The sequence below is a fragment of the Pseudomonas sp. BF-R-01 genome, from assembly GCF_019946615.1.
GTDB classification, from domain to species: domain Bacteria; phylum Pseudomonadota; class Gammaproteobacteria; order Pseudomonadales; family Pseudomonadaceae; genus Aquipseudomonas; species Aquipseudomonas migulae.
In genome coordinates this window covers 1-10,283 of record NZ_JAGYFX010000153.1, presented here as the reverse complement: position 1 = coordinate 10,283, position 10,283 = coordinate 1, and the positions used below count along the sequence as shown (strand labels likewise).

At 60.7% G+C, this 10,283-nt stretch carries 10 protein-coding genes; 5 read left to right on the top strand and 5 right to left on the bottom strand.

Features of this window, described 5'->3' with window-relative positions; genetic code table 11:
- Positions 1–154 precede the first annotated feature (154 nt).
- The 5 genes from KGB27_RS29665 to KGB27_RS29645 all read right to left on the bottom strand — a co-directional run bounded on the left by KGB27_RS29665 (position 155) and on the right by KGB27_RS29645 (position 4,567).
- Complete coding sequence (locus KGB27_RS29665; RefSeq protein WP_223557279.1) at positions 155–1,558, bottom strand: heavy metal sensor histidine kinase; 1,404 nt, start codon at positions 1,556–1,558, stop codon at positions 155–157.
- On the bottom strand, positions 1,555–2,226 hold the full coding sequence (locus KGB27_RS29660; protein ID WP_223557278.1) for a heavy metal response regulator transcription factor: 672 nt from the start codon (positions 2,224–2,226) through the stop codon (positions 1,555–1,557). The genes KGB27_RS29665 and KGB27_RS29660 overlap by 4 nt, the downstream gene beginning before the upstream one ends.
- A 40-nt stretch (positions 2,227–2,266) precedes the next feature.
- Positions 2,267–2,524 (bottom strand): DUF2790 domain-containing protein, encoded by a 258-nt coding sequence (locus KGB27_RS29655; RefSeq protein ID WP_223557277.1) that lies wholly within the window; start codon positions 2,522–2,524, stop codon positions 2,267–2,269.
- A gap of 123 nt (positions 2,525–2,647) precedes the next feature.
- The gene (locus KGB27_RS29650; protein WP_008043703.1) at positions 2,648–3,418 is read right to left on the bottom strand and encodes an alpha/beta hydrolase; all 771 of its coding nucleotides are present in this window, start codon (positions 3,416–3,418) and stop codon (positions 2,648–2,650) included.
- A 246-nt stretch (positions 3,419–3,664) separates the two neighbouring features.
- Positions 3,665–4,567, bottom strand: coding sequence for a LysR family transcriptional regulator (locus KGB27_RS29645; protein WP_223557276.1), 903 nt, complete (start codon positions 4,565–4,567; stop codon positions 3,665–3,667).
- A gap of 143 nt (positions 4,568–4,710) precedes the next feature.
- Here KGB27_RS29645 and KGB27_RS29640 point away from each other — a divergent pair, with 143 nt between their 5' ends.
- The 5 genes from KGB27_RS29640 to KGB27_RS29620 all read left to right on the top strand — a co-directional run.
- Positions 4,711–6,012, top strand: a complete 1,302-nt coding sequence (locus KGB27_RS29640) for an NAD(P)/FAD-dependent oxidoreductase (protein WP_223557275.1) — start codon at positions 4,711–4,713, stop codon at positions 6,010–6,012.
- Between the two features lie 51 nt (positions 6,013–6,063).
- Positions 6,064–7,152 (top strand): polyamine ABC transporter substrate-binding protein, encoded by a 1,089-nt coding sequence (locus tag KGB27_RS29635; RefSeq protein ID WP_223557274.1) that lies wholly within the window; start codon positions 6,064–6,066, stop codon positions 7,150–7,152.
- A 315-nt stretch (positions 7,153–7,467) separates the two neighbouring features.
- Positions 7,468–8,439: a Bug family tripartite tricarboxylate transporter substrate binding protein gene (locus KGB27_RS29630; RefSeq protein ID WP_008032440.1), complete on the top strand. Its 972-nt coding sequence runs from the start codon at positions 7,468–7,470 to the stop codon at positions 8,437–8,439.
- Positions 8,436–8,930 carry a tripartite tricarboxylate transporter TctB family protein gene (locus tag KGB27_RS29625; RefSeq protein ID WP_008032439.1) on the top strand — a complete coding sequence of 165 codons (495 nt, stop codon included), beginning with the start codon at positions 8,436–8,438 and terminating at the stop codon, positions 8,928–8,930. Before KGB27_RS29630 ends, KGB27_RS29625 begins: the two co-directional genes overlap by 4 nt.
- A gap of 24 nt (positions 8,931–8,954) precedes the next feature.
- On the top strand, positions 8,955–10,283 hold a 1,329-nt coding region (locus KGB27_RS29620; RefSeq protein WP_223557273.1), incomplete at its 3' end, for a tripartite tricarboxylate transporter permease.

The following is a 10,283-nucleotide window of genomic DNA, read 5'->3' as shown; positions in this document are numbered from 1 at the left end:
GAGGGCATGGCGAGCATTAGCGAGCCACCGAACGAAAGGGGCAAGAGCCCTTGGTTACTTGGGGCTCTTCCAAGTGACTCGCCGTAAGGGCGAAACCGCCAGCCGCCATCACCAAAAAAACGGATATTCACACCAACCGCGACAACACCAAACCTCACTCACCCACCCGCCGCCCCGGAAAAAACAACTCAAAACACGTCACCCCCTCACTGCTGCTGACACTGTAAGCCCCGTTATGCAACTGCATGATCGTCGCCACGATCGACAGCCCCAAGCCATTGGAATGAGCCGAACGCTCGCGGGATTCGTCAACCCGGTAAAAGCGTTCGAACAGCCGGGGCAGGTGCTCGGCAGGGATGGTCTGGCCAAAGTTACGCACGACCACCCGGATACCCTCAGCCGAAGGTATGGCGCGAATGACCAACTCAGAATGCGCCGCGCCATATTTGATGGCATTGGCGCACAAGTTGGCCAACGCACGGCGCAGCAGCATCGGCTCAGCCCAGATCACGCCGCTGCCCTGGGCATCGATGCTGATCCCGACATCCGCCGCCAGCCCTTCAAAATAGTCGGCCATACGTTCCATTTCGTCAGCGGCATCCAGCTCCTGGCGTTGGCTCAGGGCACTGGCCGGGTCGGTACGCGCCAGAAACAGCATGTTGTCGAGCATCCGCGCCAGACGCTCAAGCTCTTCGACGTTGGAGGCGAGCAGTTGCTGATAGGCCTCGACGCTACGGTTCTGCTGCAACGCAACCTGGGTTTCGCCGAGCAGGTTGTTGATCGGCGTGCGCAATTCATGGGCCATGTCGGTCGAGACCTGACCCAGTTGCACGAAGCCCTTGCCCAAACGGTCGAGCATTGCATTGAGCGCGTCGATCATCGGCAGCAGCTCCCGTGGCGCGCCCTGGCCATCGAGGCGCTCGGTGAGGTTGCCGACGCCGATGCCGTGGGCATGCCGGGCCAGGCGTCGCACGGGCAGCAGGCCGCGATGCACCAGCAGATAGCCGGACAGCGCCAGCAGAATCGCCGCCACGCTGGCGAACAGGTACACGTTGAGGCGGTAGCGGGCGAGCACGGCGGTGCGCTCGGTCATCAGGCGTCCGGTGACCACCTGCAAGCTGCCCATGTCGTCGGATTCGATGGTCGCCGCGACGGCCGCGAAAGGGACGCCGTCCACGCCGGGATAGTGCTGCACATCGGCCAGGCTCAACGGATGGTCCATCGACACCGGTGCCAGCGATGGCAAGGCGAGGTTGCCGGGATTGACCACCAGCAGCGGCTTTTGTCCGGGGGCGCCAATGGTCAGCAGGGCTTCGCGATTGCCCAGCATGTTCTGGAACAGCGCCGGTTTGGTCCTGATCAGCTCCAGCGTATTGCTGTCGTTGAGGAAGGTGCGCAGTTGATCGATGCGGTTCACCAGGGCCGCGTCGTCGCGGCGGATCAGCTCGCGCTCCAGGTCGCGGTACAGCGCCACGCCCAACAGGGTCAGCGAGACAAACGCGAGCAGGGCAAACACCAGCGCCAGGCGCAGTGTCAGGGAATGGCGGAGGCGACTCATGCCTGGGTGTCGAAGCGGTAGCCGATACCGCGCACGCTGTGGATCAGCTTGAGCTGGAACGGGTCATCGATTTTCAGGCGCAAGCGACGCACGGCGACGTCGACGACGTTAGTGTCACTGTCGAAATTCATGTCCCAGACCCGTGACGCGATCATCGAGCGCGACAAGACCTGGCCTTGATGCGTGGCAAACAAATGCAGCAGGGCGAATTCCTTGTTGGTCAGGGTGATCTTCACGCCTGCGCGGGTGATGCGGCGCTTGAGCACGTCGATCTGCAGGTCGTCCACCTGCAGTTGTTCTTCTTCGCGCGTGGGACCACGGCGGGTCAGGGTGCGCAGGCGCGCCACCAGTTCGGCGAAGGAAAAAGGCTTGATCAGGTAATCGTCGGCGCCCAGTTCCAGGCCCTTGATGCGGTCGGCGATGTCATCCCGCGCGGTGAGAAACAACACCGGTGTGTCGGCTTCCTTGCGCAAGCGGCGCAGAACCTCCCAGCCAGCCATTTTCGGCATCATCACGTCCAGAACGATGACATCGAAATCGTGCTCCAGAGCCAGGTGCAGGCCATCGATGCCGTCCCGCGCCAGGCTGACGGAGTAACCGAGCTCCTGCAGACCGTTGAGCAGGTAATTGCCTGCCTTGGGTTCGTCTTCGACTACCAGGATATTCATGGGGTTTGTGCCTCAGCCAATTGGCGCCAGTGTAGCCGGATCAATGATCGTTGGTGCAGCCCGTACCGTTGACCTGGTAATCGAGGACGTGCTCGCGACCCTGGTGGTCGAGGTAGTCGAGTCGCGCCGGGATCACGCCGCATTGCTGCGAGATGTCGGTACTGGCGAGGACTTTGGCGACGTCCATGTGCACGAAAAAACCGGTCTTGTCGTGGATCACCGGCGCAGTGGTCTGCGTATCGGCAAACGCCGAGCCGGTGGCGAATAGGGCGGCGAAACCGAGGATTAACATTTTCATGAGGTGTCTCTCTATTCAGGTTGGCTGCCGGGAATGGCCTGACAGTGAGTTCAGGTTAACCAGGCGATCCGGACAGCCGACCAACAGTTCAATGACAAAGTTGTAATGAAACCGGGCCTGGCGTTATGGCTGGCGACCGGAGGCTTCGAGGATCAGGTCGGCGATTTCTTTGGAATGGGAAACCAGCGACAAATGGCTCGACGGCAGCTCGATGGTGGTCGCGCCCATGCGTTTGGCGAGGAAGCGTTCGAGGTCCGGGTTGATGGTCTGGTCGAGGCTGGAGACTGCGTACCACGACGGTTTGCTGTGCCAGGCGGCTGCGGTGGTGCGATCAGTGAACAGGGTTTTGGCAATCGGCTGCTGCACGGCGAACAGTTGCATCGCCTTGTCGTGGGGCACGTCGCTGGCGAAATATTTGAGGAAGGCATCCTGTTTCAGGCTGACGAAACCGTCGTGTTCTTCGGTGCCGGCACGCACGGGCATGGTCGGGTATTTGGCTGACAGGGCGACGAAATCTTCCCCGGCGTCCGGGGCGCGGGCCGCGACGTATACCAGCGAGCTGACCTTTGGATTGACCCCGGCTTCACTGACCACGGTGCCGGCGTAGGAGTGGCCGACCAACACCGTCGGGCCGTCCTGTTGGTTGAGTACACGCTGGGTGGCGGCGACGTCATCGGCGACCGAGGTCAACGGGTTTTGAACGGCGGTGACGTGCAATCCGGCGGCCTGCAACCGCGAAATCACGTCCGCCCAGCTCGAGCCATCGGCCCAGGAGCCGTGTACCAGCACGACGTTGTCGGCCTTGACCGGCGCGATGTCGCCGGCCATGGCGGAGCCGGTGCCGAGCATCAGCAGGCTGGCGGCGATCAGGCAGAGTTTGTTCAATGGTTTCATGGTATCGACCCTTGTCATCATCAGTGGGAGGCGTCACCCGGTGTGGGTGACTGACGACGCCACTTTAGGAAGCGAGGGTGCTGGCTACGCTGACAAGTCGATGACAAGTTTGTAATGCACGGCCATTGGGTTTTGCGGTGATCTTGCGGCCGCCATCGCCGGCAAGCCGGCTCCTACAGGTACGTGGTGTTTGTACCGAATCCTTGTAGGAGCCGGCTTGCCGGCGATGGGGCCGGTGGGATGCACCTAAGGCTCAAGCGCTTCCCTTTCAGCCTGCTGCGCAAACCATTGCAGAACCATCGCGCAAGCCGGATGAGCAACGGCTGAAGGTTGCAGATTCAACGCGTAAATACCGCGTGTTGCCAACGGCCGGCCAAACGGGATAACCAGTACCCCTCGCTCTATCGACTCGCCTGCCAGCGTCATATCCGTCATCGCCACACCCAATCCTCTCGCCGCCGCGTCCAGCGCCAGTTCATCGAGGTTGAAGGGGATGTGCCGGTAATCATCCAGCGATTTACCGCCATTGGCCGACAACCACTGAGCCCAATCATTGCGGTCCGCCGAACGATGCAACAACGGGAAATTCACCAGGTCTTCCACCGCCGCCAGTGGCCGCGTCGAGGTGCCCAGCCCGGGCGCACACACCGGCACCAACGCTTCCTTGAACAAGGTCAGGCTATCCGGATCAGCAGACGGCTCGGGCAGATAGAGAATGTACGCATCACTGTCGATGGCCGGCTCCACCACTTCTGTCGCCACGGTCTCGATCGACAGCGAAACCTGCGGATGACTTCGATAAAACTCGCTCAACTTCGGCAGCAGCCAGCGAACCGCCAGCGACACATGCATGCGAATGCGGAAGGGGCGTTCCTGTGGCGAGAGGCGGTCCTCCAGGGTTTTCAGTTGCGCCAGGATATTTCGTGCGGTTGCCAACACCTGTTCGCCTTCCGGCGTCAGTCGCACATGGCGGCTGTTCCTCGCAAACATCGGCACGCCGAAGTGGCTTTCCAATAGCTGAATCTTTCGGCTCACCGCACTTTGGGTCAGGCACAGCCTGGCGGCCGCTTGGGTGAAGCTGCCCGAGTCGGAGACTTCCACCAGCGCCTGCAAGGCCTGGAGCGAAGGAACGTGGCGAATTTTATCCATGCGTTTTATGAATAGCTCGATGATTTTATAACGTTGGTTGTATCACTACAGGCCTTATAGATTCTAGCTCTGACGAGCGTTTTCCGGAAACGTCCATGCGATTACAGCATGCGCTCGCAGAATGACAGTCAATGAGGTGAGGCATGACCAATGAATGTGGCTGGATTGCGCAGGCGGGAAGTTCAGCCGCTCGCGGTCCTCTCAAAGGCACGGTAAAAGCCGACTGGCTGATTATCGGTGCCGGTATCACCGGGCTGAGTGCCGCGCACTCGCTCGCGCAATTGCACCCTCAGGCGCGAATCGTGATCGTCGACCGACAACGCGCGGCGCAGGGCGCTTCGGCGCGCAACTCAGGCTTTGTCGTAGGCCACGAGCACCCGACCAGGGACGAGTTGATCGGCAACCACGGGTTTGCCGGTTATGAGGTGGACACCGCGATTTCACGGGCTGCCAGCGACGAAGTGCGCCAACGCATCGCCCGTCACGGTATCGAATGCGACTTCAGGGATTGCGGTTACTTCTTCGCGGTCAGCGACCCAGGCAAGTTGACCGATGTCGAGGGAAAACTGGCCACGCTACGCGCCGTCGGTGCCTCTGCTGAGTTTCTGCAAGGTGAACAGCTGAGCGAAAAACTCGGCACCCGGCACTACCAGGCCGCGATCTGGTGCGGTCAGGGCAACGCGCTGCTGCAACCGGCGAAATACGTGAAGGGCTTGCTGGATGCACTGCCGGACAACGTGACCGTGTTCGAGAACACCGACATCACTGGCCTGGAGCGTCTGGGCAAAGGTCGAATTCGCGCCAATGGCATCGCTGGCAGCATCGAGGCGACGCAAGTCCTGGTGTGCCTGAATGCGTTCATTCCCCGGTCGGGCATAGAGGACAGCGGAACCTTCCCGATGGAACTCAGCGCCAGCCTTACCCGTCCGCTCAGCGATGAAGAGTTCCAGTCCATCGGCGCCGTCGAACCGTGGGGCGTGCTCTCCACCCGGCCGCTCGGCGCCACGGTGCGCCTGACCCCGGACCGTCGCGTGATGATCCGCAACACTGCGGAGTACCGCTCTCGTGACCTGACCGACAGTGAACTGCTGCATCGGCGCAAACACCATGTACTCGGCTTGCAACGGCGTTTTCCGTTTTTGGGCGAGCAGGACATCCAGTACACCTGGACCGGACATTTGAGCGCCTCGCGCACCGGGCAACCCTATTTCGGCAAGGTCGAAGAGGGCGTGTTTGCGGTGGCCGGCTGCAATGGTTCGGGTGTCGCGCGCGGCACGCTGTGGGGGCGATTGCTCGCCGAAATGGCCTCGGGCACCAGCTCGCCGATCCTCGAATCGGTCATGCGCAGGGCGCAACCGGGCTGGCTGCCGCCAAAGCCCTTGCTCGATATCGGTGCCATGCTTCGCATGCGCGTGGAGGCGGTCAGGGCCAGAACAGAAATCTAGAAACCCCGGCGATCAAAAAACAACAAAAGCTCATCAATAAGGTGATTGAACATGCGCGCGAACACAATTCCCCTGATGGTTGTACTGACCACGTTGTCGGCCGCCACGTACGCCGACGAAGTCGTCAATATTTCCAACTGGAACGGCTACATCGCCGAAGACACCCTGACCAGCTTCACCCAGGCAACCGGGATCAAGGCGACTTACGACATCCACGACAGCAACGAAGTGCTGGAATCGAAGTTGATGACTGGCAACACCGGCTACGACGTGGTCAGCCCTTCGAACCATTTCCTGTCGCGCCTGATCAAGGCCGGGGCCATTCAGAAACTCGACCGGGGCCAGCTGCCGAACTGGAAAAACCTTGACCCGGCGTTGATGAAAAAACTCGAGGTCAATGACCCGGGCAACCAGTACGGCTATCCGTACATGTGGGGCACGGCGGGGATCGGTTACAACGTCGAGAAGATCAAGGCGATCTTCGGCAACACCGATGTCACCCATTCCTGGAAGCTGTTTTTTGAAGAAGAAAACATCAAGAAACTCAGCCAGTGCGGCGTGGCGATCATCGATAACCCGACGCAAATCCTGCCAATCACCCTCAATTACCTGGGCCTGCCGCCCCATAGCCACGAACCGGCGGACTACAAGAAAGCCGAGCAGGCGCTGCTGAAAATCAGGCCGTACGTGCAGTACTTCCATGCGTCCAAGTACATCAGTGACCTGGCGAACGGCAATGTCTGCGCGGTGATCGGCTTCAACGGCGACATCGTTCAGGCGGCCGCCAGCGCCAAGGAAGCCAACAACGGCATCGACATCGCCTATTCGATTCCTGACGAAGGCTCGACCCTGTGGTTCGACATGGTGGTCATGCCCAAAAGCGCGCCGCACGAGAAAAACGGCTACGCCTACATGAACTACCTGCTGACGCCGCAAGTCATTGCCAACATCAGCAACAGCATCCACTACGCCAACCCCAACCTCACTGCGGATCAATATGTGACCCCGGCCGTGAAGCAGGACTTGGCGATCTACCCGCCGAAGAGCGTGCTGGACAAGCTGTTCACTGTCGAGGAACTGCCTGCGGCGATTGCGCGGTTGAGCACGCGTCTGTGGACCAAGTTGAAAACCAATACCTGAGGGTGATTGCCCTTTCCTTGACTGTGCGAGTCAGGGAAGGGGCAGTGTCAGCGGGTCAATCCCGGTCAACGACGCTCAAAAGCCATCCCGTAACCCTGCAACTGCTCCCACCGCGACGGCCACCACTTTGAGTCCGTGCAACGCCCCGCGCGTCCATGCAGGCGTCTTCCTGAAATGAACTGATTCACTGTTGTATGCCGCCATTCCAACCATGGCCTACGCTTATCCCGAGATGGCTGTTCAACGATCCGGATTTATGCCCGGACCGACGTTCAGCCGGCGCCCCATAAAAACAAAAGTCCCGGGAGAAAACGCATGTTCGCATCGTTACGTCGATCCACCCTTTGCCTCGCGGTTGTCGTCACTGCCGCTGTGCTCACAACGCCTGCCTTTGCGCTGGAAACCGTCAAGTTCATGGCCCCAGGTTCGGTGGGGGGCGGTTATGACCAGACCGCACGCGTGCTGGGCAAAGCCTTGATTGAAGCCAATGTGGCCAAATCCGTCACCTTCGAAAACAAGGGCGGCGCGGGGGGCACGCTGGGGCTGGCGCAGTTTGCCAACAGCACCAAGGGCGATCCGGATGCGCTGCTTGTGATGGGCGCGATCATGGTTGCTGGCATTGAGCAGAACAACCCGCAGATTACCTTGAAGGATGTGACGCCGATTGCCCGGTTGTTCACTGAGTACAACGTAATTGCGGTGCGCAAGGAATCCGAATTCAAAACCCTGGACGACTTGCTGAAAGCCTTCAAGGAAAAACCGACCAGCATTGCCTGGGGCGGGGGTTCCAAGGGCTCGATCGATCACATCGGCATTGCTGAACTGGCCGCGAAAATGGGCGTCCCGGTCAACAAGGTCAATTACGTCGCTTTCGCCGGCGGAGGTGAAGTGGTTGCCCAGGCGTTGGGCGGGCAGATCAAAGTCATCACCGGCGGTTATGCCGAACTTGGCCAATACATCAGGAGCGATCAGTTCCGTGTACTCGCCATCGGCGCACCGGAGCGCGTTGCAGGCATCGACGCCCCGACGCTTAAAGAAAGCGGGTATGACGTGATCATCGGCAACTGGCGTGGTGTTTACGGTGCCGCGGGCCTCACGCCCGAGCAGCGCAAGGAAGTCACCGACGCCGTGGTGGCGGCCGCCAACAGCAAAGTCTGGAAAGACAACATCGAAACCAACAAATGGTCGCCCAACATCCTCACCGGTGACGAGTTCGGCAAATTCGTCGATGCGGAGCACGTGCGGCTGCGGGCAATGCTGGTGGAAGTGGGGCTGGTCAAGCCATGAGTCAATCGCGTGCAATCGTGCCGGTGCAACTGGCGATTGGCGTCGGTGTGCTCGCCATTAGCGCCATGCTGGGCTACGGCGCCTTTCTGTTTCCCGAGGAGATGGGGTTCGTCATCCTGGGGGCGTACGTCTATCCCTACGCCGTGGCGGTATTCCTCGCGGGCGTGGGGGTGGTTCTGTGCTTTCAAGCCGTCACCGGCGGTTTTCGCGAACTGGCCGATCACGATGACGAATCCGCCAAAGTGGTGCCTGGCGGCAAAGCGGGGGTGGCCTGGGTGACGGGGGGGCTGCTAGGCGTTGCCGTGCTTATCAATCTCATTGGCTTTGTCCTGTCGGCCGCGTTGTTGTTTGCCTGTTCGGCGAGGGGTTTCGGCAGTCGTCATCCGCTGCGCGATCTCGCCATCGGCATTGCCCTGACGCTCCCGATTTATTGGCTGTTCAATGCCGGGCTGGGGGTTTCCCTTCCGCCGCTTGTCAACGCCTGGATCTGATTCAGGCCGCAGGAGATCAACAGGGTGGATATTCTCGCAAGCCTGGCAATGGGGTTTTCCTCGGCTCTGACGCCGATCAATCTGATGTGGGGGTTCATTGGTTGCCTGCTCGGCACCGCCATCGGCGTCTTGCCGGGCATCGGGCCGGCGCTGACCGTGGCGCTGTTGCTGCCCATTACCGCGAAGGTCGATCCCACCGGCGCGCTGATCATGTTCGCCGGCATCTACTACGGCGCTCAGTTCGGCGGTTCCACAACCTCTATTTTGCTCAATACCCCAGGGGAATCGTCTTCCATGGTCACGGCCCTGGAAGGCAACCTCATGGCCCGCAATGGCCGAGCGGGCCCGGCCTTGGCCACGGCGGCCATCGGGTCCTTTGTGGCAGGCACTATTGCCACGGTTCTGCTGACCTTGTTTGCGCCCATTGTGGCGAAACTGGCACTGAAGTTCGGGCCTGCGGAGTATTTCGCGATTCTGGTGCTGTCGTTCACGACGGTGTCTGCGGTGCTCGGGGCGTCGATGTTGCGCGGCTTTGCATCCCTGGGGATTGGCTTGACCATCGGTTTGATCGGGCTGGACTCGACCTCGGGTATCGCTCGTTACACCTTGGGCGTCCCGGAGCTGGTGGATGGCATCGAAGTTGTGCTGGTGGCGGTCGGGCTGTTTGCGGTGGGCGAGGCGTTGTACAGCCTGCTGTATCAGAAAGCAGAGGCTTCCGGCCGACACCGCATGTCCTCGTTGTGGATGACGCGCGCCGACTGGAAGCGCTCGGTTCCGGCCTGGCTGCGAGGGACACTGATCGGTTTTCCCTTCGGTTCGATTCCGGCTGGTGGTGCGGAGATTCCGACGTTCCTGTCCTATTCGACCGAGCGCAAACTCAGCAAGTATCCGAAAGAATTTGCCGCCAACAAAGGCGAGGGCGCCATCGAGGGCGTGGCCGGCCCTGAAGCGGCGAACAACGCAAGCGCCACCGGTTCGTTGGTGCCGTTGCTGACCCTTGGTATCCCGACTTCCGCCACGGCAGCCATCCTGTTGGCGGCGTTCCAGAACTACAACCTGCAACCGGGGCCGCTGCTGTTTGAAACCTCGGGTGCACTGGTCTGGACCCTGGTGGCCTCGCTGTACATTGGCAACGTCATCCTGCTGGTGCTGAACCTGCCGTTGGTGGGGCTGTGGGTCAAACTCCTGCAAATCCCCCGGCCTTATCTGAATGCCGGGATTCTGGTGTTCGCCACCATCGGCGTGTATGGCATGCGTCACTCATCTTTCGACCTGTTGCTGATGCTGGCAATCGGGTGGGGCGGGGTGTTGATGCGGCGGTTCGACTTCCCCGTCGCGCCGGTGATCGTGGGC

What these genes read in the sequence shown, in the direction of transcription:
- KGB27_RS29635 (WP_223557274.1), top strand. Translation starts at nt 6,064, where the DNA reads ATGCGCGCGAACACAATTCCCCTGATGGTTGTACTGACCACGTTGTCG.
- KGB27_RS29665 (WP_223557279.1), bottom strand. Translation starts at nt 1,558, where the DNA reads ATGAGTCGCCTCCGCCATTCCCTGACACTGCGCCTGGCGCTGGTGTTT.
- KGB27_RS29645 (WP_223557276.1), bottom strand. Translation starts at nt 4,567, where the DNA reads ATGGATAAAATTCGCCACGTTCCTTCGCTCCAGGCCTTGCAGGCGCTG.
- KGB27_RS29625 (WP_008032439.1), top strand. Translation starts at nt 8,436, where the DNA reads ATGAGTCAATCGCGTGCAATCGTGCCGGTGCAACTGGCGATTGGCGTC.
- KGB27_RS29660 (WP_223557278.1), bottom strand. Translation starts at nt 2,226, where the DNA reads ATGAATATCCTGGTAGTCGAAGACGAACCCAAGGCAGGCAATTACCTG.
- KGB27_RS29655 (WP_223557277.1), bottom strand. Translation starts at nt 2,524, where the DNA reads ATGAAAATGTTAATCCTCGGTTTCGCCGCCCTATTCGCCACCGGCTCG.
- KGB27_RS29650 (WP_008043703.1), bottom strand. Translation starts at nt 3,418, where the DNA reads ATGAAACCATTGAACAAACTCTGCCTGATCGCCGCCAGCCTGCTGATG.
- KGB27_RS29640 (WP_223557275.1), top strand. Translation starts at nt 4,711, where the DNA reads ATGACCAATGAATGTGGCTGGATTGCGCAGGCGGGAAGTTCAGCCGCT.
- KGB27_RS29630 (WP_008032440.1), top strand. Translation starts at nt 7,468, where the DNA reads ATGTTCGCATCGTTACGTCGATCCACCCTTTGCCTCGCGGTTGTCGTC.